19 protein-coding genes are annotated in these 23,534 nt (G+C 69.0%); 3 read left to right on the forward strand and 16 right to left on the reverse strand.

Going from position 1 to position 23,534, the window contains the following annotated elements; translation table 11 throughout:
- Positions 1–42: 42 nt before the first annotated feature.
- Both gspG and ACG02S_RS09865 read right to left on the reverse strand, forming a co-directional pair.
- Positions 43–459, reverse strand: coding sequence for a type II secretion system major pseudopilin GspG (gene gspG / locus ACG02S_RS09860; RefSeq protein WP_394470282.1), 417 nt, complete (start codon positions 457–459; stop codon positions 43–45).
- 103 nt (positions 460–562) lie between these two features.
- Positions 563–1,966, reverse strand: coding sequence for a TIGR03790 family protein (locus ACG02S_RS09865; protein ID WP_394470283.1), 1,404 nt, complete (start codon positions 1,964–1,966; stop codon positions 563–565).
- A gap of 407 nt (positions 1,967–2,373) precedes the next feature.
- On the opposite strand from ACG02S_RS09865, the gene ACG02S_RS09870 reads away from it, so the two are divergent.
- Together ACG02S_RS09870 and ACG02S_RS09875 are read left to right on the forward strand one after the other, a co-directional pair.
- The gene (locus ACG02S_RS09870; RefSeq protein WP_394470284.1) at positions 2,374–3,135 is read left to right on the forward strand and encodes a TSUP family transporter; all 762 of its coding nucleotides are present in this window, start codon (positions 2,374–2,376) and stop codon (positions 3,133–3,135) included.
- Positions 3,136–3,194: 59 nt separating this feature from the next.
- Positions 3,195–4,013 carry an HDOD domain-containing protein gene (locus ACG02S_RS09875; protein WP_394470285.1) on the forward strand — a complete coding sequence of 273 codons (819 nt, stop codon included), beginning with the start codon at positions 3,195–3,197 and terminating at the stop codon, positions 4,011–4,013.
- A gap of 9 nt (positions 4,014–4,022) precedes the next feature.
- On the opposite strand, the gene ACG02S_RS09880 is transcribed toward ACG02S_RS09875, so the two are convergent.
- The 6 genes from ACG02S_RS09880 to trhO form a co-directional block, all read right to left on the reverse strand.
- Positions 4,023–5,009, reverse strand: coding sequence for a GGDEF domain-containing protein (locus tag ACG02S_RS09880; RefSeq protein WP_394470286.1), 987 nt, complete (start codon positions 5,007–5,009; stop codon positions 4,023–4,025).
- 113 nt (positions 5,010–5,122) lie between these two features.
- A complete protein-coding gene (locus tag ACG02S_RS09885; protein ID WP_394470287.1) occupies positions 5,123–6,217 on the reverse strand; it encodes a GGDEF domain-containing protein in 1,095 nt (364 codons plus the stop codon).
- Positions 6,214–7,119 (reverse strand): pseudouridine synthase, encoded by a 906-nt coding sequence (locus ACG02S_RS09890; protein ID WP_394470288.1) that lies wholly within the window; start codon positions 7,117–7,119, stop codon positions 6,214–6,216. The genes ACG02S_RS09885 and ACG02S_RS09890 overlap by 4 nt, the downstream gene beginning before the upstream one ends.
- Entirely contained in the window at positions 7,116–8,006 is an 891-nt protein-coding gene (locus tag ACG02S_RS09895) for a hypothetical protein (protein WP_394470289.1), read from the reverse strand. The genes ACG02S_RS09890 and ACG02S_RS09895 overlap by 4 nt, the downstream gene beginning before the upstream one ends.
- A 2-nt stretch (positions 8,007–8,008) precedes the next feature.
- Entirely contained in the window at positions 8,009–9,337 is a 1,329-nt protein-coding gene (locus tag ACG02S_RS09900) for a UDP-N-acetylglucosamine 1-carboxyvinyltransferase (protein WP_394470290.1), read from the reverse strand.
- A 147-nt stretch (positions 9,338–9,484) separates the two neighbouring features.
- Positions 9,485–10,285 carry an oxygen-dependent tRNA uridine(34) hydroxylase TrhO gene (gene trhO, locus ACG02S_RS09905; protein WP_394470291.1) on the reverse strand — a complete coding sequence of 267 codons (801 nt, stop codon included), beginning with the start codon at positions 10,283–10,285 and terminating at the stop codon, positions 9,485–9,487.
- A gap of 115 nt (positions 10,286–10,400) precedes the next feature.
- Here trhO and asd point away from each other — a divergent pair, with 115 nt between their 5' ends.
- Positions 10,401–11,234, forward strand: coding sequence for an archaetidylserine decarboxylase (gene asd, locus ACG02S_RS09910; protein WP_394470292.1), 834 nt, complete (start codon positions 10,401–10,403; stop codon positions 11,232–11,234).
- 10 nt (positions 11,235–11,244) lie between these two features.
- Here the strand turns inward: asd and ACG02S_RS09915 are convergent, their stop codons facing one another.
- The 8 genes from ACG02S_RS09915 to ACG02S_RS09950 all read right to left on the reverse strand — a co-directional run bounded on the left by ACG02S_RS09915 (position 11,245) and on the right by ACG02S_RS09950 (position 23,407).
- Positions 11,245–13,512, reverse strand: a complete 2,268-nt coding sequence (locus ACG02S_RS09915) for a putative bifunctional diguanylate cyclase/phosphodiesterase (protein ID WP_394470293.1) — start codon at positions 13,510–13,512, stop codon at positions 11,245–11,247.
- 146 nt (positions 13,513–13,658) lie between these two features.
- A complete protein-coding gene (locus ACG02S_RS09920) occupies positions 13,659–15,053 on the reverse strand; it encodes a glycoside hydrolase family 30 protein (protein ID WP_394470294.1) in 1,395 nt (464 codons plus the stop codon).
- A 21-nt stretch (positions 15,054–15,074) separates the two neighbouring features.
- Complete coding sequence (locus ACG02S_RS09925; RefSeq protein ID WP_394470295.1) at positions 15,075–16,127, reverse strand: ABC transporter ATP-binding protein; 1,053 nt, start codon at positions 16,125–16,127, stop codon at positions 15,075–15,077.
- Positions 16,124–16,990, reverse strand: a complete 867-nt coding sequence (locus ACG02S_RS09930; protein WP_394470296.1) for a carbohydrate ABC transporter permease — start codon at positions 16,988–16,990, stop codon at positions 16,124–16,126. Before ACG02S_RS09930 ends, ACG02S_RS09925 begins: the two co-directional genes overlap by 4 nt.
- Entirely contained in the window at positions 16,990–17,865 is an 876-nt protein-coding gene (locus ACG02S_RS09935) for a carbohydrate ABC transporter permease (RefSeq protein WP_394470297.1), read from the reverse strand. Before ACG02S_RS09935 ends, ACG02S_RS09930 begins: the two co-directional genes overlap by 1 nt.
- A gap of 4 nt (positions 17,866–17,869) precedes the next feature.
- The gene (locus ACG02S_RS09940; protein ID WP_394470298.1) at positions 17,870–19,099 is read right to left on the reverse strand and encodes an ABC transporter substrate-binding protein; all 1,230 of its coding nucleotides are present in this window, start codon (positions 19,097–19,099) and stop codon (positions 17,870–17,872) included.
- Positions 19,100–19,233: 134 nt separating this feature from the next.
- Entirely contained in the window at positions 19,234–20,595 is a 1,362-nt protein-coding gene (locus ACG02S_RS09945; RefSeq protein ID WP_394470299.1) for a GH1 family beta-glucosidase, read from the reverse strand.
- A gap of 58 nt (positions 20,596–20,653) precedes the next feature.
- The gene (locus ACG02S_RS09950) at positions 20,654–23,407 is read right to left on the reverse strand and encodes a TonB-dependent receptor (RefSeq protein ID WP_394470300.1); all 2,754 of its coding nucleotides are present in this window, start codon (positions 23,405–23,407) and stop codon (positions 20,654–20,656) included.
- Positions 23,408–23,534: the final 127 nt, after the last annotated feature.

Below are 23,534 nucleotides of genomic sequence, written 5' to 3' on the forward strand. Positions count from 1 at the left end.
CCCTCGGGGGGCAGCGAATGCAATACGCATGGGGGCTTCATATCACCAGCTGGTGAGGTCGGCATCCTCACCCTCGCCGCCGGGGCGGCCATCCTTGCCCAGGCTCAGCAGGTCGTACTCGCCATGCTCACCGGGGCTGCGGTATTGGTAGTCGTTGCCCCAGGGGTCCTTGGGCACCGCCTTGCTCAGATACGGGCCGGACCACTTCGGCTCGTCGGCCGGCTTGCTCACCAGCACGGCCAGGCCCTGCTCGGTGCTGGGGTAGCGACCCACGTCCAGCCGGTACTGGTCCAGCGATTTCTGCAGCGCGTCGATCTGGGCCTTGGTGGCCTTGACCTCGCTCTTGCCGATCTGGCCGAAGAACTTCGGCCCGACATAGCCGGCCAGCAGGCCGATGATGACCATGACGACGAGCAGTTCGAGCAGCGTGAAGCCGCGGGCGCGGAGTTTGTGTGTCATGGGCGGGCGGGTACTGCGGGACGGCGACTGTTCAATGCCGCGCCGCCCCCGGCAATCAGGATTTGACCGACCTCCATTCTGAGGGGCCGGCGTGACAGCCCGCTCAAGAGGATTGCGCCAGCGTGCAAAGGCTCGCCGCGTTGTCCGCGCACGGCCCCTGCCAGCGGATCTGCACAGCCGCCGCCGGCGGCAGCGGCGCGCGGCCGTCCAGCGGCTGGCCGCGCTGGCCCGTGAACTCGGCCAGCGTCGCCCAGGTCGTGCCTCCCCCCAGCCGGTACTGCAGCGCGTAGCGGCTGCCCGGGCGCAGCGCGCGCGTGCGGATCTGGTACTCGCCGCCGACGATGGCGAACGTGGGCGTGTCGCGGAACGGCTGCGCCAGCGGCTCGCCGATGAACACGCCCTGGCCCGGCCACTGCACGGCCTTCCAGTAGGCCTCGATGGCGGTCGCACCGCGCCAGTAGTGGTCGATGAGCACCGACGCCCGCGAGAACTTCTGCTGGAAATTGCAGGGCTCCTCCACGGTGCCGTAGCTGGCCGTTGCACCGGCGTCCAGCCAGGCCGTGATGGGCATCTGCCCGGCGCCGCCAGGCAGCAGGCCGCCGGTGGACGTCAGCGTGTCGGCCAGCGCACCGGGGCGGAACTGCAGCGTGTCCAGGCTGGCCACGCTGCGCAGCCCAGTCAGGTAGAACAGCACGCCGGCCTTGCCGGTCAGCGCGTTGGCGCTGCCGGCGCCGCCGCTGTTGTCCACGTAGTTCAGCTGCAGCGCGCCGCCCCAGGCGGCCGGCAGCGCCGCGAAGTCGGCCCAGCGCACGCTGCGGTCGGCGTCGTTGGTGCGCACCAGCCAGCCCTCGCCCGCCGGCCGGGTCGCGTCCGCTGACACGCCGCGGTTGATGAGTGCCTGCGCGCCGGCCAGCGTCGCGGCACCCAGCAGCATGGACGGCCGCAACTGCAGGTCGGCCCGGGGCCGGCGCGATTCGCTGTCGTACAGCGGCGACGCCGCCGTCTCGGTGCAGACTGCCGTGGCGGGGCTGGGGTTGCAGTAACGCGTGTCGTAGCCCAGCGTCATCGCGCTGGTGATGCCCATGGCACAGGCGCCCACGACGCGGCTGGGCGCTGCCCAGGCTAGCAAGGTGGCCTGCACGCCGGGTGCGGCGGCGGCCAGCTTGGCGTCGATGTCGGTTTTTAGCAACGCGAACTCGGCGGCGGACAAGGTCGCCGACGCTGTGTTGACGCGGACACGGATCAGGTTGGCAGCCGGCACGCCGCGCGCCGCCACATAGGCCGCGCCGGCGGCTTCGGACAGCGCATCGCCCTCGGCCACGATGACCGCCAGATCGGCGGCGACGAGGCCGCTGGCGGGCAGCGTCAACGTGAGCGTCTGCCCCGTTCCTGCGCTGGTGGGCGGGGGGTCGCTGATCGTGCCAGACGACGCGCCACCACCGCCCCCACCGCACCCGCTCAGCACGGCAGCCAGCAGCCAGTAGACAGGGCGATGGACAAATGACATGCGATCGATTTTCACCCCCACGCGGCCAGGCCAAAAATGCACAATATTGGGGCGCAAAGTGTCGTTTGTGTGCCGCGAACCCGGAGTTACCCCAGTTTCGTGCACCTTGCAGGGGCAATACATTCCTGTCACTCGATGCGGTTCCGGGGCTCTCCCCAGGGCCGCCAGGCGGGTTGTGAGGAGACAAGACAAGCGCATAGCGCATATGGTTGCTTCGTAATCCCGAAGACAATCCGACCGGCCACCAAGGCACCCCTTGGTGGCCGTTTTATTTTCAGCCCCTCTCCCGCACTCGCCGCTGAACGTGTGCGAGCCCGGTCGCTCCGCCGCCGGAGCAGCTTGGGAGGGGCCCGGCGCTCGGCCCATGCAAGGCACGACGGCCGCGCATCGATGTTGGAATCGTTGGAATGCTTGAACTCGTCACCGTCGCCTTCGCCTCGCTGCTTGCCGGCTTCATCGACGCGGTGGCAGGCGGCGGCGGGCTGATCCTCGTGCCGGCGCTGTTCAGCGCGTTTCCGAACGCGGTACCGGCCACGCTGCTGGGCACGAACAAGGGGGCGTCCGTCTGGGGCACCGGCTGGGCCACGCTGCAGTACGTGAAGCGCGTGCAGTTGCCCTGGCGGCGCCTCATGCCGGCGGCGGTGCTGGCGGGCGTCGGCAGCTTCGCCGGCGCTTGGGCGCTGACGATGGTCAGCGCCGACGGCCTGCGCAAGGCGCTGCCGCTGGTGCTGCTGGCCGTGTTCATCTACACGCTGGCCAAGAAGGACCTGGGCCGTGAACACGCGCCGCGCTTCAGCGGCCGGGCCGAGGCGATGGTGGCCGGTGGCATCGCGCTGGCCGTGGGTTTCTACGACGGCTTCTTCGGCCCCGGCACGGGCAGCTTCTTCATGTTCCTGTTCGTGCGGCTGCTGGGCTACGACTTCCTGCACGCGTCGGCCACGGCCAAGCTGATGAACCTGCTGACCAACGTGTTCGCGATCTCGCTGTTCGTCAGCAAGGGACACATGTGGTGGCACGTGGCTGCCATGATGGCCGTGACCAATGTGATCGGCAGTCTGCTGGGCACGCGGCTGGCGCTGAAGCACGGCGCGGGCTTCGTGCGCGGTGTTTTCATCGTCGTCGTGGGGGCGCTGATTCTGAAGACGGCCTACGACGCCTTCCTGCGCTGACGCGGCAATGCGTGGCAACTGGCATACGATGACTCCTTTGCTGTTCCCGACCTAACGCCATGCCCGTCGATCCTCAACTGCGCAATCTGGACATCGAGATCCCGACCCAGCCCGAGGTCTTGGTCAAGCTCTCCCTGCTGATGGCGGAGGAAGACATCGACCTGCAGGCCATGTCGGCGCTGGTCGAGAAGGACATGGCGCTGGCCGCCGCGGTCATGAAGGCGGTGAACTCGTCGCTGTACGGCCTGAGGGGCCGCGTGCAGACGGTGCACCAGGCGCTGACTTACCTGGGCATGCGCGAGGTCGCCGCCATCACCTTCGAGATGGGGCTGCGCGCCGCCTTCCCGGCTGCAACGGAGCTGGAAAACGTGTGGACGCGTGCATCGCAGCGCGGCCTGCTGATGGGCCGCATGGGCCAGATGCTGGGCGTGGACCCGTGGGCTGCGCATTCGGCCGGCCTGTTCGAGGAATGCGGCAAGGCGGTGTTGTACCGCCACGCGCCAACCCACTATCCCGCCATGCTGCGCGCGGCCACGCGCGACGCCGAGCTGGTGGAGCTGGAGCGGACGGCCTTCGGCGTCAGTCACGACGCGCTGGGCGCCGCGCTGTGCGAGAGCTGGGGCCTGGCGCCCGCAGCCGTGGCCAGCGTGCGCCACCACGTCGAGGTGCAGTCCTCGCTGACGATGCCTGAGAGCCTCACCCGCCGCAGCGTGTCGGCCATCTCCACGATCGCATGGGCGCTGCTGCTGCACCCCGATCAACTGGACGAGGTGGCCAGCCAGATCGCGCCGCAGGCGCAGCTGGACGAGACGCTGGTGCTGCGCGCCGCTCGCCGCGTCAGCGAGCAGCTGGAGGCCGCCAAGGAACACGGCCGCTGACCGTGGCCGTCAGGCGGCGAGGCTGAGGCGGTCGCGGCCTGCGTGCTTGGCGATGTACAGCGCCTCGTCGGCTGCCTGCAGCAAGGCCTGCGCGCTCAGGTAGGGGTGCGCCGGGCTCGCAGCCGCTAGGCCGATGCTCAGCGTCAGCTGGCCGTCGCCATCGGGCAGCCGCAGCGCCCGCCACTCTTCGCGCAGCGACTCCAGCACACCCTGCGCTTCCGCCATGCCAAAGCCGGGCAACAGCGCCACGAACTCCTCGCCGCCCAGCCGCGCGACCAGGTCGGTGTCGCGCTTGAAGCGTGTGCCCAGCAGTTCGGCCAGGCGCTGAAGTGCCGCATCCCCGGCGGCCTTGCCATGCACGCGGTTGAACTGGCGGAACTGGTCCAGGTCCAGCACGGCCACCGCTAGCAGGCTGCGCTCGCGTTGCGCGCGCTTGAACTCGCGACGCAGCGCCTCGTCGAACACGCGCTGGTTGGCGATGCCCGTCAGCGTATCGACCCGCGCGAGGCTGGCCAGCTCGCGCCGGTTGGCTTCCAGCGTCGCCTGGGCGTGGTCCAGCTGCCGGCGCTGCTCGCTCAGCTCGCGCTGCAGCTCGCTGGCGGACTGCTCCTGCTGCCACAGCGAATCGCGGGCGCGCAGCATCGCGTGGCCGATGCGGTCCAGCTCGCCGTCCAGCCGCGGTGCGGCGCCCAGGCCGTCGTTCGGCAGCGGTGTGGCACATTGCGATTCCATCGCCTCGCAGCCCGCCGCCAGATGACGCAGCGGCCTCAGCATCCACAGCTCCACCAGCAGCAGCTGCGCCGCGCTGAGCAGCACCACCAGCCAGGTCAGGCGGGCCAACGCCTGGGCATTGGGCAGCTCGCCGGCCAGACTCCACTCGAACACGGCGACGGCCAGCGCGTTGAGCAGCGGCAGCGCCAGCGTGAGGCGCAGACGCAGCGACCCCAGCCCCCGCGTGGCGGGGCTCGGCAGCTCATCGACGGATTCGTTGCTCATCTGCGGTTCGGCCAGCGTCGCTTGATTGTGGGCCGCGCGTCTGCCGCCGTGCAGGCCCGGCGCCTCGGGGTTTGTCAGGGGGGCGTCAAGGGAGGCAGAGGAGACGGCACGGCTCAGGCCGCCGCCGCGCCGGTGTCGTCGCCGTGCGCCACCGTGCGGTTGCGCCCGGCCCGCTTGGCGGCGTAAAGCGCGCGGTCGGCCGCTGTCAGCAGCTCGGCGAAGCTGACCGCCCCGGCCGGCAGCATGGCCAGGCCGGCGGACAGCGTGGCGCTGAGCGTGCCGCCCTCGGGCGTCACGAACGGCGCGTCCTGCACCAGCGCGCGGATGCGCTCGGCCACCTCGCGGGCACCGGCCAGGTCGGTGCGCGGCAGCAGCACGACGAACTCCTCGCCGCCGTAGCGCGCGGCCAGGTCGCCGGTGCGCAGCGAGCGCAGGATGAGGCCGCCCACCTGGCGCAGCACCTCGTCGCCGACCTGGTGGCCGTGGCGGTCGTTGACGGCCTTGAAATGATCCACGTCCAGGAACAGGCAGGCCAGCGGGTACCGGTGGCGCACGGCCTGGCTGAACTCGATGAGGCTGCGGTGGTCGAAGTAGCGACGGTTGTGCACGCCGGTCAGGCCGTCGGTCATGCCGGCGCGGCGCAGGCGCTCGCGGTTCAGCATGCTCTCGATGGCGATGGCCGCGATGGCGCACAGCCGGTCAAGGAACTTGGTGCCCGACACGGCGTCGTACCGCTCGGGATCGCGCGCGCCGAAGTGCAGGCTGCCGATCAACAGGCCCTGGCGGATCAGCGGCAGCAGCGCAGCGGAGCGCATGCCGGCGCCGGGCTCGAAGGCCTGCGCGACGAGGTCTTCGCCGTGACCGGGACCGACCAGCCGCGTCGTGCGGACAGCGCCGAAGATGTCCTTCAACGGCCCGTGGTGCTCCAGCAGCCGCGGCGCCTTGGCCATGGGCAGCGTGGGCAGCGCGCGGCGCAGCTCGCCCTCGGGGTCCAGCAGCCAAAGCTCGGCGGCGTCCAGGCCGAAGTCGTCGCGGCACTCGACCAGCAGAAGCGTGACCAGCTCCTCCATCGAGCTCACCGCCATGAGGCGCCGCTCCAGCGCGTCGAAGCGGTCGAGCTTGCGCTCGTTGTCATGCGCGGCCTCCAGCAGCGACTGCAGCTGCTGGCGCAGTTCCTGGATCTGGGCGTGGGGATCGGGCGCGCTCATGTCGCGGTGATTGTCACGGCGCCGCGTGAAAAGTTCCGTCGCCCGCCGCTGATGGGGTCCGTGAAGGCGATCTCGCGCGCCACGAGCTGCAGCGGCGCGTCGAAGCGCGGCGGGTTTTCGTGCGGCTGCAGCACCGGATAGATGCGGTCGCCGACGAGCGGCAGGCCCAGCGCGTTCATCTGCACGCGCAGCTGGTGGCGCTGGCCCGTCAGCGGGCGCAGTTCATAGCGCGCCAGGCCGCCGTCCAGCCGCTCGACCAGGTCGATGCGCGTCTCGGCATTGGGCTCGCCGGCCACCACCTGCATTTGCATGAAGCCGTCACCGTCAGGCTCGGCCAGCCGGTGCCGCACGACGCGCGGCCAGGGCCCGTCGCCCGCCGGCGCGACGGCCTCGTAGACCTTGTCGACGGCGCGCTCGCGGAACAGCCGGTGGTAGGCGTCGCGGTCCTCGCGCCGCACGCTGAACACCACCAGCCCGGCGGTCTCGCGATCCAGCCGGTGGATGGGGATGAGGTCGGCCAGCCCGGTGGCGTGCCGCAGCCGTGCCATCAGCGTCTGGCGCGCATAGATGCCGCTGGGCGTGACGGGGAGGAAGTGCGGCTTGTCGACGACCAGCAGGTGCGCGTCCTGGAAGACGATGCGCTCGTGGCCGGGGATGTCGGGTTCCGTCTCCAGGTGGCGCCAGTAATAAACGCGGCGATTGGGCCGGTAGGCGCCATCCAGGGGGTGCCCGTGGTCGTCGACGACGTCGCCCCGCGCCAACCGCTCGATCCAGTCGTCAACGCGTGGGAGCCGCTCCGCCAGGAAGTCCGCCATCGTGGCCCACGTCCCGGGCGGACAGAACACTGCGCTGGCGGCGACACCGTCGCGCAGCGGCAGCACAGGTTTGGCGGGACGGCTCACTCGATGCGCGGCCCGCCGCGCGCGCGCTCGTCCATGTAGACGTTCAGGCGGCGCTGGTCCGAAGGTGTCTGCCGCGCCCCGCGCCACTCGCGCACCCAGGCCTCGCGGTCGGGCTCGCGGGCCAGCTGGCGCACGGCGGCATCGATGGCCTCGATCTGGCGCCGGCCCTCGGGCGTGCGGCTGCAGGACACCGTGGCCAGCTGCGTCGTGAAGCCCTCGGCCAGCGGCAGCGCCACCAGCGCGCCGGGGTCTTCCACACGCTTCAGGTAGTCGCTGACGACCGCTGGGTACTCCAGCGTGTAATCCATGCGGCCCGCACGCAGCATTCCCAGCAGCCGGTTGCTCAGCTGCGCGCCCGTCGCCAGACGCGGCACGACGTGCTGCGCCAGCAGGCGGTCGATCTGCGGGCCAAACGAGCGGTCGGTGGCCAGCAGCAGGCGCATCTCGCGGCGCTTGAGCAGGTCTTCCAGCGTCAGGCGGCCGTCCTGCGGCCGGCCGGCGGCCAGCGCCTCGGCCACGTCGCGCCGCACGATGACGTGGATCTCGCGCGAGGCCAGCGACGGGTAGAGGTGAGAAAAATACAGCCAGTCGACGCGCCGCGGCGTGCGCACGTGCAGCGCGGAGCACAGCGTCTGGCCACTGCGGCTCAGCGCCTCGTAGCGCGACGTGCTGGCCTCGACGAACTCGTGGCGGTGCTGCGTCATGCGCGGCAGCAGCACGCGCAAGAAGCCATCCACCTCGCCGCCGGCCAGTTCATCCACGCTGCGTGGTGCGCGGCCGTCGATGAAACTGAAGTGCGGCGGCAAGTCCTGGGCCACCCAGCGGATGGTGTCGGCCTGGGCGCCAGCCGCGGTCAGCAGTGCCGCCAGGGCCCAGACCCCGCGCATGCTCAGTCGCCTTCCACCCACTCCATGCGCGCGCCCAGCTCGCCGATGTGCTCGACGAAATTCGGATGTGCGCGACGGATCGGCGTCGCGTTCTTGATCACGCTCTTGCCAGGGATGCTGGCCGCCACCATCAGCAGCGCGATGGCCACGCGGATGATGTACGGGCTCTCGACCTCGGCCGGGCTCAGCGGTTTGCCGCCGAAGGTGATCATGCGGTGCGGGTCCGAGAGGAACGCATGCGCGCCGAACTTGGCCAGCTCGCTGGTCCAGCCCATCGCACCGTCGTAGATCTTGTTCCAGAACATGACGCTGCCCTCGGCCTTGACGCCCAGCGCGACGAAGATGGGCAACAGGTCCACCGGCACATAGGGCCAGGGCGCGGCCTCGACCTTCTGCAGGATGTTGCGCGTGAACGGCTCTTTGACCTTCAGCGGGCCATTCGTCACGCAACGGCTCCAGCCGTCCTCGTGCACGATCTGTACGCCGAACTTGGCGAAGGTGCGGTCCAGCAGCGGGAACATCTCCGGCGCGCCGTTCTTGACCTGCACGTTGCCGCCGGTGATGGCGCCCAGGGCCAGGAAGGTGACGATCTCGTGGAAGTCTTCGGTGAAGGTGTAGTCGGCGCCGCCGAGCTCCTTCACGCCGGTGATCTTCAGCTTGGACGTGCCATGGCCATCGATCTTGGCCCCCAGCAGCGACATGAAGTTGCAGAACTCCTGCACGTGCGGCTCACTCGCGGCGTTGGTCAGCGTCGAGACGCCGTCGGCCAGCGCCGCGCACAACACGAAGTTCTCGGTCGTCGTGACGGAAGCGTAGTCGGTCCAGTGGTCGTTGGCCTCCAGCCGGCCGCTGTGGCCGTTCTCATCTGCCTGATGCACCACACGCACCACAAGCCCGTCAGGATGGCGCTCGACGCTGGCGCCGAAGCGCTGGAACACCTCCACGTGCGGGTCGATCTCACGGGCGCCCAGCGTGCAGCCCTTGACGTCGTCCTCGATGCGCGCGGCGCCGAAGCGCGCCATCAGGCCGGGCACCAGCATGATGGACGAGCGCATCTCCTCGGGCAGGCGGTCGGTCGCCGGGTCGAAGTGGGTGTCGCGGTGGTGGACGTCGAGGATGCCGGTCTTGAAGTCCAGCTCGACCTGCGAGCCCAGGTTGCGGAAGACCTCGACGATCTTCTTCACGTCGGTGATCTCGGGCACGCCGCGCAGGCGCACGGGCTGCTTCGTCAGCAGCGTCGCGCACAGGATGGGCAGGACTGCGTTCTTGTTGGCCGAGGGGGTGATGCGGCCCGAGAGGGGCGTGCCGCCGTGGACGATCAAGTGGGACATCGAATGAGATTTCAGTGCGCGCAAGCGGCGCGCAATGGCATTGTCGACGTTTGGGGCGGGGCTTACCCGCCGCCGCCCGGAAGGTTTGCTCCGGGCTGTGGGAATCATGCTGGCCGCCCTGCATGGCGGCCCGTTCTCGGTCCGGCCTCAGTCCTGCGCCGCCGGGTCGAGCCGACGGGCGCGGTTCAGCCGCCAGGCGTCGGCCGGGTCGGTGAAGACCTGCGCCGCCGTCGTGCCCGTCTCGCGGCCGGCGGCGTCGATGGCGATGCGCTTGTCGAACACGTAGCACTCGCCTTCCCAGTCGGTGGCCGCGTCGGGGAAGGCCTCCAGGAAGTTCAGGATGCCGCCGTCCAGTTGGGCGACCTTCAGGCCGCGCTGCTGCATCCACGCGGCCGTTTTCTCGCAGCGGATGCCGCCGGTGCAGTACATCGCCACCGTCTTGCCCTGCCACGCGTCGCGGTGCGCCTCCACATAGTCCGGGAAGTCGCGGAAATGCGCCACGCCGGGATCGATGGCGCCGCGGAAGCGCCCCAGCTTGAACTCGAACGTGTTGCGGTTGTCGAGCACGACGGTGTCGGGATCGGCCAGCAGCTCGCGCCAGCGCTGCGGGCTGACGTGCGTGTCAGTCGCCCCGCCGCCGCTGACGCCCGGCACGCCGAAGGCCACGATCTCGCGCTTCACGCTGACCTTCAGCAGGCTGAACGGCATGCGCTCGCAGGCGTTGTGCTTGAAGTGCAGGTGGGCCAGGCCGGGCCGCAACTGCAGCGCCGTCTCGAAGGCATGAACCGCATCGGCCTCACCCGCGATGGCCGCACTGAGGCCTTCCTCGGCCACCAACACAACTCCGCCGAGCGACAGCGCCGCGCCGCGTTCGCGCAGCCATTCGGCGAAGCCGGCGGGGTCCGCCATCGGGGTAAAACGGTAGAAGGAGCTGTGCAGCAAGGGCATAGGGCCGAATTGTCGACTCGTACACTGCGGAAAACTTGCCCCCACGCTCGCACGGGCTTGCTGCCCCCCCCGAGGGGGACGCGCAGCAGCTTCAGACGGCCGAGCGCTCACTGCCATGTCCCGTCTCAAAGTCCTCCCCCAGTACCTGATGCCCAAAGGGGCCATGACCCGCCTGGCCGGGCGCATCGCCAGCAAGCCGCGCGGCGGCATGACGACGGCGACCATCCGCCGCTTCGTCGCGCGTTACGGCGTCAACATGGACGAGGCGGCCGAGCCGAGCATCACGGCCTACGCGACCTTCAACGACTTCTTCACCCGTGCGCTGAAGCCCGGCGCCCGTCCGCTGGCCGATGCACCGCTGATCTGCCCGGTGGACGGCGCGATCAGCCAGGTGGGCCGCATCGAGGGCGACCAGGTGTTCCAGGCCAAGGGCCAGAAGTTCAGCACGGCGGCGCTGGTGGGCGGCGACGCCCGGCTGGCTGCCAAGTTCCAGGACGGCCTGTTCGCCAACCTCTACCTCAGCCCCAAGGACTACCACCGCATCCACATGCCCGCCGACGGCCGGCTGGTGCGCATGGTGCATGTGCCAGGCGCGCTGTTCTCCGTGAACCCGACGACGGCGCGCGGCGTGCCGGGGCTGTTCGCGCGAAACGAGCGGGTCGTCTGCGTGTTCGAGAACGACACGCTCGGCACCTGGGTGCTGGTGCTGGTGGGCGCCACCATCGTCGGCAGCATGACGACAGTCTGGCACGGCAGCATCGCGCGCAAGGGCCCGGTGCGGGAATGGAACTACGCGCCCGGCCAGGTCAGCCTGAAGCAGGGCGACGAGATGGGCCGCTTTTTGCTGGGCTCTACGGTCGTCATGTTGTTCCAGAAGAGTGGCCTGCAGTTCAACCCGGCGTGGCAGCCCGGCGGCGCGATCCGCATGGGCGAGCTGATGGCGCGCTGACGCGCCGTTCTCAGGGCGGCGCCGGCTTGTCGGCGCCCAGAAGCGCGGCCGCCGCGTCGGGCAGCAGCGGCTGCGACAGCAGCCAGCCCTGCAGGTGCGTGCAGCCCAGCCGCTCGACCTCAGCGGCCTGCACTTCGGTCTCTACGCCTTCGGCCACGACGGTCAGCCCCAGCGCCTCGGCGACGACGCACGCCGCACGCACGACGGCGCCGGCGGACGCCTCCGGCAGCGGCTCCACCATGCTGCGGTCCAGCTTCAGGGTTGTGATGGGCAGGCGGCGCAGCAGCGTCAGCGAGCTCTGCCCGGTGCCGAAGTCATCGAACGCGACGCCCATGCCGGCCTCGCGCAGCCGTGCCAGCTGGGGCAGCACACGTTCCATGTGGGTCATGGCCGCGGTTTCGGTGATTTCGACCTCCAGGTTCGCTGCATCCACGCCGTGGGCGCGCACCAGCGCCACCAGCCATTCCGCGAAGCCGGCATCCTCGAACTGCAGCGGCGACACGTTGACGGCCACTGGCAGCACTGCCAGGCCCTGCTGCTGCCAGGCGCGCAGTTGCTGGGCGGCCTGGCGCAGGATCAACGCACCCAAGGCCACGATCTGACCGGTGCGCTCGGCCGCGGGAATGAAATGAGCCGGGCTGACGCGTCCCTGGCCTGGCCGCTGCCAGCGCACCAGCGCCTCGAAGCCGGCGAGGCGGCGCGTGCCGGCTTGGTATTTGGGCTGGTAGTCGAGCTGGAACTCCTGCAGCGCAATGGCGGCAGCGAGCGCCTGCTCGATCTCCAACAGACTGCCCGAGGCGGCGGCCATGCCGGGCTGGAAGACCACCACCGTGGCGCCCGCCTGCTGCTTGGCCTGGTGCATCGCTACATCGGCCGCGCGCAGCAGCGCGGCGCCGCTGGCGCCATGGTCAGGGTAGCGCGCCACGCCGACCGACATGTGCACATGCAGTGCGCGGTGGCCCACTGTGAACGGCGCGTTCAGCAGCGCCAGCAACTGCTGGCCGGCGAGTGCGGCGCCGGCGTCGTCGCGCACGCCCGGCTGCAGCAGCAGGAACTGGTCCTCTCCCAGCCGCGCCAGCATCGCGTCCGCCGGCATCGCCGCACGCAGCCGCGCGGCGATGGCCTGCAGCAGCGCGTCGCCGGCCTCGTGGCCCAGGCTGTCGTTGACGAGCTGGAAGCGGTCCAGGTCGGCGGACAGCAGCGCGAAGCCGGGGCTGCCGGGCGTGGTCATGCCGGCCAGCCGCGCCAGCGCGGCGTGGCGGTTGGGCAGATCGGTCAGCTCGTCGTGCAGCGCCTGGCGCCGCAGCGCCTCGGTGGCGCGCTGGCGTTCGGTGTCGTCCAGCATCAGCACCAGCACCGCGGGGCCCCCCTCCCATTCGAAGTAGCTGGAAATTCCACGCACGTAGACGGCGCTGCCGTCACGGCGGTAGCGCTCGCCCTCCCAGGCGATCTGGCCGCCCCGCTGGCGCAGGAGCTGGTCGTGGCGAGCGTAGGAGGCGTCGATGTCGGCCGGCCCGATGACGGCCTCGATGGAGCGTACATCGCCGCCCGCATCCAGCCCGAACATCGCCATCGCCGCCGGGTTGGCATAGACCGCGCGGCGCTCGCGCACGACCACCAGCCCCTGCATGGACCGCTCGTAGAGCTGGCTCAGCCGGTCGCCCATGCGCGCGGTCTCGCGCTGGGCGCGTTGCACGGACGCGAGGATCTGCGACATGGCCAGCAGGCCTTGCACGCAGGTGCCGGCGACGTGCGCAAAGATCGATTGCGCCAGCGGGTCTTCCAGCGGGCTGATGAAGTGCAGCACGCCAGAGACCGTGAAGGCCGCCGCCACAAAGCGCTCGGCACGTCCACCGCCCTGCCACATCCACCACGCCGACAGCCAGGCACTGCAGGCCAGCGCGATGGACGCGAGCCAGATCGCGGCGGGCTGGTTGACCAGCGCCGTGCCCATGACCGCCAGCATCAGCAGCGCGAACAGCGGCACGTGACGCCGCCAGGCCCAGGGCCGACCGGTGTAGTGCGCCGCGCCGGCCAGTTCCAGGGCCATCGTCGCGATCATGCACAGCGTGGCGATGCTCGCCTGCAGCTGGTAGTGCAGCGACTGGAAGTCCTGCGGCAGCAGCGCGATGCCCAGCGTCAGCGTCAGCGCCAGCGTGATCTGCGACCAGCCCCAGTCACGGATGTGCCGATAGCCCGGTTGCAACTGCGCCAGTCCCAGCATCGCAATGCCAAGCAGCGCGATGAAACACGAGCTGAGCAGCAGCAGCGGGATCATGCTGCGATGCTAGCGAGCAGGTTGCTGCGCGGGCAGGGGAAACCCCGACCAGCCCACAGTTCATGCGGACTCCGCCACGCTCAGGAAAGGGATTCTTCACCTTGGCTGCGGCGGGCAGCGTGCGGCCGCACCTGGCCGCCGCGGTGTCACCAAACCAGCGTGACCACGCCGCTGGCCGGCAGCTCGTAGCTGAAGCGCGCGCCGGCACCCTGCACGTTGAAGCGGCGCGCCTGCGCGGCCGAGTTGCTGACGATGAGCACAGTGCTGCCGTCCGGGTTGGTGAAGGCGACATGGTCCAGACCGGTCTGTTTCGCGTCGCCGCCTTCAGACTCGATGCGCCGCGCGTCGCGCCGCACGAAGCGGCTGGCGTGGCCGAAGGCGTAGTACTCGATGTTGCGCGTGACCTGGCCGGTCTTGGGGTCGATGGTGACGACGCCGCGGCAGTCCTTGCAGCCGCCCCGATGCGGGCCGTGTTGCGGGTCCAGTGCCAGGTTCCACATCAGCACGCCGCGCGCGCCGTGGCGGGTGCTGCCGATGATGAGGTTGCGCATCATCCACGGCAGCGTCTCGGCCCATTGCGGCTTCCATTCGCCGCCGGAGCATTCGGTGAACCAGACGTCCAGCTCGGGGAAGTGCTTCGCGACCTGCGACTGCGCGGACACGTCGCCCGCGTAGCAGTGCCAGGCCACGCCGGACACGTATTGCCGCGCCGTCGCGTCGGACAGCATGGACAGCGGGCTCCAGGGCTCGTCCCAGTTGTGGTCCCACTCGAGGATCTGCGTCTGCATGCCGCGGGACTTCAGCAGCGGCCCGAGGTGCTGGCCGACGATGTCGGCGCGGGCGCGCGGCGTCAGTCGCATGCCAGGGTAGTCGGGCGGCTCGAAGTGCGGCTCGTTCTGCAGCGTCAGCGCGAAGATGGGCACACCGGCGGCCTTCATCTCGTCGACGTAGCGCACCAGGTAGTTCGCGAACGCGCCGTAGAACTCGGGCTTGAGCTGGCCCTGCACGAGGCTGTCGGTGGTCTTCATCCAGCCCGGCGCGCTCCAAGGCGAGGCCATGACCTGCAGCTGCGGATTCAGCGCCAGCGCCTGCTTCGTCGCCGGGATGACGTCGGCGCGCTCCGGGTCCAGCGAGAAGTGCTTCAGCGTCGGGTCCGTCTGGCCGGGCGGCATGTCGTTCAGGCTGTAGTGGCGGCGTGAGAAGTCGGACGCGGCGATGGTCAACCGCGTCAGGTCGAAGCCCACGCCGTTGCCTTCGCGCGTGAACAGCTCCTGCATCAGCGCGTCGCGCTGCGGCTGGCTCATGCCATTGCGGATCAGCCAGGCCGAACCCTCCGTGATGGCCGCCCCGAAGCCGGCCATGCGCTGGTGCTGGCGCTGGGGGTCGAGGCGAATGACGACGTCGGCCCCGGCCGAGGGCGCCGTGACGGCGCTGGGCGCCAGCAGGTGCTGCTTGTCCGCCGTGGTCAGATGGGCACGCACAGTCTGTGCGTTAGCACTGCAGGCAATGGCTGCCACCATCGCGAGGACGGCTGTCTTCATGTTGTCTCCTGGCTCGTTGTTCTACAGGCGCTGTTCGGTCGTCGCGTCGAAGACGCCCAGCGCGGTCTCGTCGATGTCGAAGGTCAGCGTGTCGCCCATTGCGATGCGGCGGCCGTCGTGGACCAGTACCGACATCGTCTGCGTGCCCCGCTTCATCCAGACGACCTGGTGGTTGCCCATGGGCTCGACCAGCTCGACCATGGCGCGCCAACGGCCGTCGGCCTGCAGGCGCACATGCTCGGGGCGCACGCCCAGCACGATGGTCTGGCCTGGCTTCACGCGGCCGGCGGCGAGTTGCAGCGACAGCGCGCCATCCAGCGTGACGCCGTCCGCAGCTACCGTGGCCGGCACGAGGTTGATGGCCGGCGCGCCGAGGAAGCCGGCGACGAACAGGTTGGCGGGCCGCTCGTAGACCTCGGCCGGCGTGCCAATCTGCTGGATGACGCCACTCTTCATGACGACGATGCGCGAGGCCAGCGTCATCGCCTCGACCTGGTCGTGCGTCACGTAGACCATGGTGTTGCCCAGCGTCTGGTGCAGCAGCTTCAGTTCGCGGCGCAGCTCGGCACGCAGCTTGGCGTCGAGGTTGGACAGCGGCTCGTCGAACAGGAACACGCCGGCCTCGCGCACCAGCGCCCGGCCGATGGCGACGCGCTGGCGCTGGCCGCCGGACAGCTGCGCCGGCTTGCGGGCGAGCAGCGGCGTGAGCTGGAGCATGTCCGCCGCCTTGGTCACGCGGCGCGCGATCTCGGCCTTGGGCGTGCCGGCCACGCGCAGGCCGAAACTCATGTTCTTCTCGACGGTCATCGTCGGGTACAGCGCGTAGCTCTGGAACACCATGCCGATGCCGCGCTCGGACGGCTCGGCGTCGGTCATGTCGGTACCGCCGATGTGGATGCGGCCACCGCTGACGTCGATGAGGCCGGCGATGCTGTGCAGCAGCGTGGACTTGCCGCAGCCCGACGGGCCCAGCAGCACGAGGAACTCGCCCTCGCGGACCTGCAGGTCGAGGCGCTTGATGACCTCGTTGGCACCGAACTTGATGCTCAGACCCTGGATGTTCACGCCACTCATTTCACGGCTCCGGCAGCGATACCGCGCACGAACCAGCGGCCGGATATCAGATAGACGAGAAGGGGGACGGCCGACGTCAGGATGGTCGCGGCCATGTTCAGGTTGTAGAGCCGCTCACCGGTCGTCGTGTTGATGACGTTGTTGAGCTGCACCGTCATCGGCTGGTGCTCGCGCCCGGCGAAGGTCAGGCCCAGGATGTAGTCGTTCCACACGCCGGTGATCTGCATGATGGCCGCGACGATCAGCATCGGCGTGGACATCGGCAGCACCAGCTGCACGAAGATGCGCCAGAAACCGCCGCCGTCTACGCGCGCCGCCTTGAACAGCTCGGCCGGCAGGCCCGCGTAGTAGTTGCGGAACAGCAGCGTCATGATGGGCATCGCGAACACGAGGTGCACGAGCACGATGCCGGGCAGGCTGCTGTAGACGCCGATGGCGGCTTCCAGCTTGACGAGCGGATAGATCATCACCTGGATGGGGATGAAGGCGCCCAGCATCAGGATGCCGAACAGCCATTCACCGCCGCGCGGCTTCCACCAGCTCAGCGCATAGCCATTGACGGCGCCCAGCAGGATGGGGAGCACGACGGACGGCACAGCGATGGTGACGGAGTTCCAGAAGCCGCCGCGCACACCTTCGCAGCTGACGCCGGTGCAGGCCTCGCTCCACGCGGCGCGCCAGGCATCGAGGCTGATCGCCGACGGCAGCGCGAAGATCTGCCCGAGGCGGATCTCGTCCATGGTCTTGAACGAGGTCGTCAGCATCACGTACAGCGGCAGCAGGAAGAACACCGCCGCGACGCCCAGGAAGGCGTAGACGCCGATGCGGGCCCACAACGCCGTGGGTTTGCGCTTCTTGGCCATCAGTGGCCTCCCTGCGTCTTCTGGCGGCTGCGCATGTAGACCAGCGGCGCAATGAGCGCCAGTACCGTGAGCAGCAGCATCACCGCGCCTGCCGAGGCCAGGCCCAGGTTGGCGCGCGCGAACAGGTGGTCCATGATGAACTTGGCCGGCACGTCGCTGGCGTTGCCGGGGCCGCCCTGCGTCATTGCGACGACGGTGTCGAACACCTTGACGACACCGACCGCCAGCAGCGTGAAGACGGTGGCCAGCGTCGGCGCCATCATGGGCAGCACGATGGAGAGGTAGACGCGCCAGGTCGGGATGCCGTCCAGCCGCGCGGCCTTCCAGATTTCTTCGTCAATGCCGCGCAGGCCGGCCAGCATCAGCGCCATCACCAGCCCCGCCCCTTGCCAGGTGCCGGCGATGACGACGGTGTAGATCACCATGTCCTGGTCCACGATCCAGTCGAACTGGAAGCTGCTCCAGCCCAGTTGCTGCATCGCGTGCTGCAGGCCGCTGTCGGGGTTGAGCACCCACTGCCAGACCAGGCCGGTCGCGACGAAGGACATCGCGTACGGGTACAGGAAGGCGGTGCGCAGCAGGCCCTCGCCGCGCACCTTCTGGTCGATGAACACGGCCAGCAGGAAGCCCAGCAGCATGGCCGCCACGATGTAGAGCACCCCGTAGATGGCGAGGTTGTGGATGGCGTGCATCCAGCGGTCGCTCTCCAGCAGCCGCTCGAACTGCTGCAGGCCGACGAAGTCGTCGCGCGGGAAGGTGCGCGAGCTGGACAGCGAAGTGCGCACCGTCCACAGCACGGTGCCGACATAGCCGACGCAGACGATGAGGGCCAAGGGCAGCAGCGCACCCCAGGCCGCGAGGCCACGGCGTTTCATCGCATCAGTTCCTCAAGGCGGAAACGATGTCTTTCTGAACCTTCTCTACCGGGACGTTGCGGTTCCAGTAGCTGGTCAGCACGTCCTGCAGCGCACCGTTCTGGTCCGGCGTGATGAAGATCTCGCCATTGGCCAGGTGGCGCGACTTGTCCTTCATCGCCGCCACGCCCATCTGCGCGCAGATGTCCATCTTGCTGACGTCCACGTCGGTGCGGATGGGGATGGAGCCCTTCTTCATGCTGAAGGCCACCTGCGTGGCCGGCTGCGTGATGACGCTGGCCAGCAGCTGCTGCGCCTTGATCTGGTCGGGCTTGCTGGTCTTGGGGAAAACCATCACGTCACCCTGGATGATGTACGGCGCCTTCGGGCCGAAGCCAGGCGCGCAGCCGTAGTCCTTGCCGGCTTCCTGCTTGGCCTGGGCGAACTCGCCCTTGGCCCAGTCGCCCATGATCTGCACGCCGGCGCGGCCGTTGATCAGCAGGGCGGTGGCGTCGTTCCAGTTGCGGCCCGGCGACCCGCGGTCGGTGTAGCTCTGCAGACGCTTGTAGGCCAGCAGAACCTTCTTGAAATCCTCGCCCAGGATGGCCTTGGCGTCGCGGTCGCGGAAGACCTTGAGGTACAGGTCGCGGCCGCCGAAGTGGGCCAGCGTGGCAGTGAAGACGATGCCGTCCTGCCAGGGCTGGCCGCCGTGGGCCAGTGGCACGAGGCCGGCGGCCTTGAGCTTGTCCAGCGCGACGAACAGTTCGTCGAAGGTCTTAGGATCCTCGGCGATGCCGGCCTTCTTGAACGCGGCCTTGGAGAACCAGAACCACGTCATGTTGTGGATGTTGACCGGCGCGGCGTAGTAGTGGCCGTTCACGCGGATGGCGCTCAGCACGGTCTCCGGCAGGAACTTGTCCCAGCCGTCGCGCTTGGCGACCTCGTCGACGTTGTTCAGGTAGCCCTGGTCGACGATGTCGCGGAACTGCTGCGTGGTGTTGAACTGCGCGGCGGTCGGCGGGTTGCCGCCGGCGATGCGGTTGATGGCCACCGAGCGGGCCTGCTCACCCAGCGCGATGGCGGTGTCCACCCAGACGCCGCCCTGGGCCTTGTACGCCTCGGCCAGCGTCTTGGCGGCGGCGGATTCGCCACCGGACGTCCACCAGTGGATGACCTCGGCCTTCAGTTGGGCATGGGCGGGCAGCGCGGCGGCGGCGAGCGCCAGGACGGCCAGGGCGTGGCGGCGGAACTTCATCTTGTCTCCGGAATCTTGTGGATGGCGGGGCGCAGTGTCCCTTGGTACGCCACCCTCGCGTGTGAGGGTCGACCCTGTAATTTTTCATTTAGAAACTGCGTATTCCCTCCTGAATGCGCAACTTTTCTTGTTAATTATTCATTCAGGAACTGCCCGTACCAGAGGCCGCTGTCCTTGAGGACGCGCTGCTGCGTCGCGTAGTCCACATAGGCGATGCCGAAGCGGCGCAGATAGCCCTCGGCCCATTCGAAGTTGTCCAGCAGGCTCCAGGCGAAGTAGCCCTTCACCGGCACGCCGGCGTCAACGGCGACCTTGAGTGCGGCCAGGTGGCGCTGCAGGTAGCGCAGCCGCTCCGTATCGTGCACGCGGCTGTCGGGGGTCAATACGTCCTCGAACGTGGAGCCGTTCTCGGTGAGCTGGATGACGGCGGGGTTGTAGTCGCGCTGCACGCGGGTCAGCAGATCGATGAGGCCCTGCGGCGAGACCTCCCAGCCGAAGCCGGTGCGCTCCACGCCGTCCTTCTCGACGATCTTGGCGCGCATGGGGCTGTGCGTGGCCTGCGGGTCGTCGGCCACCATCTCGGGGAAGTAGTAGTTCACGCCGAGAAAGTCGGTCGGCGTGGCGATCGCTTCCAGGTCGCCGGCCAGGACTTTCGGCGCGGCACCGCCGACCAGTGCCAGCGTGTCCGCCGGGTAGCCGCGGCCGAACAGCGGGTCCAGGAACCAGCGGTTGCGCAGGCCGTCGTGGCGCACCAGCGCGGCCTGGTCGGCGGCGCTGTCCGATGCCGCGGTGATGGGGTGCAGGCTCAGCGTGATGCCGATGTCGGCCCCGGGCACGTTGTTGCGGATGAGGGAAACAGCCTGGCCATGCGACAGCAGCACATGGTGGCTGGCCTGCAGCGCGTCAGCGAGGCTGGTACCGCCGGGGGCATGGATGTTCTCCCAGTAACCCATCATGCAGGAGCACCACGGCTCGTTGTGCGTGATCCAATGCTTGACGCGGTCGCCCAGACGGCGCGTGACGACGTCGGTGTACTCCAGGAACGCCGCGACCGTGTCGCGCGACGTCCAGCCGCCTTGCTCCTGCAGCGCCTGCGGCAAGTCCCAGTGGTACAGCGTGGCCCACGGGTCCAGGCCGCGTTCCAGCATCGCGTCGACCAGGCGGTCGTAGAAGGCCAGGCCCGCCTCGTTCACGGCGCCGCGGCCCGAAGTTCCATTCGGCAGGATGCGCGGCCAGGCAATGGAGAAGCGGTAGGCGTTGACGCCCAGGCCCCGGGCCATGTCCAGGTCCTGCGGATACCGGTGGTAGTGGTCGCAGGCGACGTTGCCGTTGGACCCATCGCGGATACGGCCTGGCTCCTTGCAGAAGCGATCCCAGATGGACTCGCCCTTGCCGTCTTCCTGGCCGGCGCCTTCGATCTGGAATGACGAGGTGGACACGCCCCAACGGAAGTCGGCGGGGAAGTCTTTGCGGGTCGGGGCGTTGTTGAAGCTCATGCTGGCGGGGGTGAGGCGCCGGCGGGAGCCGGCGCGGTTTCAGGGAACGAAGGATCGATCAGAACTTGTAGCTGCCGCCCAGCAGGTACTGGCGCCCGTAGGACGTGTAGCGCTCGGGCAGCGTGGCGTTGGGATCGGAAGCACCGGTGGAGATGCCGACGCGGGTGCGGTACGGCCGGTCACGCAGGTTGTTGACCTGCAGCGTCAGCGACAAGCCCTTCAGCGCACCGCTGTCGAACGCGTAGCCCAGCTGCGCGTCCATCAGCGTCTCGGCCGAGATCTGGCTGGGCACGTTCTCGCCGAAGGTGCCGCGCACGGTCGTCACGAACGCCGATCGGTGGCGGCTGCCGATGCGGGCGGAGATGCCGTGTCGCTCGTAGTACACGACGAAGTTGGTGGCGATGCCCGACAGGCCGTCCAGCGGATTGCTCAGGTTGTTGTCCTCGTGCAGCGAGCTGCGCGTGTTGGCATAGCTGAAGCTGAGCCCGATGCCGTCCAGCGACGGGCCGATCAACCCCGCGTCCAGCGAGCCGCTCAGCTCGGTGCCCGCGATCATGCCGCCGTTGCCGTTGGCCTTGGTGCTCAGCAGGCCGATGTTGCTGATGGGCGTGTAGGTCGTCGGGTTGGGGAAGCCGGTGAAGTCGAACGGGATCGACTGCGAGTAGACGAAATTCTTGATGTTCTTGTGGAAGACTGCGGCCGCCACGTAGCTGCGCTTGCTGAAGTAGTGCTCGATGGACAGGTCCACGGCATCGGCGCGCCACGGTTCCAGGTTGGCGTTGCCGCCGCTGGCCGACCAGGTGCGGTCCGTGCTGCTGACGTTGATGCCCGAGAAGCCGGCGCGCATGTCCTCCATGTTGGGCCGTGCCAGCACCTTGGCCAGGCCGAAGCGCAGGATGGTGCTGGCCGTCAGGTCCGCCGACAAGTTCAGGCTGGGCAGCGTGTCGGTGTAACTGGTGCCGCCGGAGGTGGGGTCGCTGGCGCTGGTGGTCGGGTTCCACAGCAGGCCGTTGCTCCACTGCTTGGCATGCACGACACGCAGGCCCAGGCTGCCATGGATGGGCACACCCCAGTCCCATTCCATGCCCAGCTTGGCGTAGGCCGCGGTGACCTTCTCGTGCACCGACCAGATGCGGCCCGGTGCCTGGTCCGCCGACGCTGCCACCGTGTCGTACAGCCCCAGCACGCTCGGCACGTCGAAATTGACCATGCGCAGCGGGCTGCCGGCAAAAGTCAGGTCCGTCGGCTCGCGCAGCAGGTTGGCCGGGATCAACGTCGGCGCGCGGTTGTTCTTCAGGTTGTAGTAGACCTCGGTGCGGTTCATGGACTTGTCGCGCTCGGCGTAGTCCAGGCCCACATCCACGCTGCTCAGCCAACTGTCGAACGTGCGGCCGGCGCCCAGCTTCAGCGCCTTGATCTCGTCGCCCACCTTGGGGAACTGGCTGCGGCCGTCGCGGCCCCAGTTGGCCGGGTCGGTCAGGTAGACAGCCTGCGGGTTCGCAAAGTCGAAGCCCGGCTTGAACGTCGAGCGGCCGTCGCCGGTGACGATGTGGACGTCGGTCCACTGCACGCGGCTCAGCGAACCGGCCTGCACCTCGGCGTTCTGCTCGTCGCGCTTGGCCTTGGACCAGCTCAGGTCGCCCAGCAGCTTCCAGTCGCCCAGCTTCAGCTCGTTGGACCAGCCCACGGCGCGGATGTCGTCCTGGCGCTGGTTGTAAGTGGTCAGCGCCACCGGCGTGGTGTTGACGACGGTGCCGCCGGTGATGATCTTGTCGCCATTGACCATCGTGGTCGTCGGGTTGCTCCAGCCCGCACCCGACCAGGTCGCCATGTCCGACATCACCGTGCGGCGCGCCTCGGTCTGGTCGAACTTGGAGTAGTACAGGTCCAGCGCGCTGCGGAAGTTCTCGTTGGGCTTGTACTCCAGCACGCCCATCAGGCCGTCGCGCTTCTGGCGCGACGACGCGGCGCCCAGCTCGAAGCCCTGCAGTGCCACCGCGTCCAGCGGCGCACCCGGCAAGGGCGCGCCCCAGTCGTTGGTGTTGGCCCACCACCAGCTCTTGTAGTGCTGCTCCTGGTTGGGCGAATCGAGGTGCGCGAAGCCGATGGCCGCGCCGAAGGTGCGGTCGGCCGACTGCGTGACCCACGACGCGCTGAGGCGGTTTCCGGTGGCCGAGATCTCGGGATTCAGCGAGCCGTTGGAATTGCGCTCGATGCGCGCACCCACCACCCTCTGCGGCTGCGCGAAATCCAGCGGCCGCAGCGTCTTCATGTTGATGGTGCCGGACAGGCCTTGCGCGGCCAGGCTGGGGTCGGGTGTCTTGTAGACGGTGGCGGCGTTGATCAGCTCCGACGGGAACTGGTCGTATTCCACCGAGCGGTTGTCGCCGGTGGAGACGATCTCGCGGCCGTTCAGCAGCGTCACGCCATAGCGCGGCGCCATCCCGCGGATGCTGATGACGGACGATCGGCCCGCCACGCGCTGGGCGGTCAAGCCCGGCAGCCGCGAGATCGCATCGGCGATGGACACATCGGGCAGCTTGCCGATGTCCTCGGCCGAGATCGCCTCCACGATGGCGTCGGCATTGCGCTTGGTGCTGATCGACGATTCGAGGCTGGCACGGAAGCCGCTGACCGTGACGGTGTCCAGCTTCTGGCCGGCGGCAGGTGCGGACGCGGCGGCTGCCGGCGCCGGTGCGGCCTGGGCCCAGGCCAGCACGGGGGCACACAACAGGCTGGCAGCCAGTGCGACCGGGCGTGCCGCACGCGGCGGCGCGGCGCGCCGCCTGGCGCGCAGGGGGGTATGACTCATTTTTTCGTCTCCTGGTTCGTCTTGTTCGCTGGCCTGGATGTCGGCTTCATCTGGGAAGATGTGGAACCGGTTCCAAACTCGCCGCAAATCTAATGCGTCCACAAATGCGCTGTCAACCGAAGCGGCC

The organism is Pelomonas dachongensis (assembly GCF_043555865.1).
GTDB classification, from domain to species: domain Bacteria; phylum Pseudomonadota; class Gammaproteobacteria; order Burkholderiales; family Burkholderiaceae_C; genus Pelomonas; species Pelomonas dachongensis.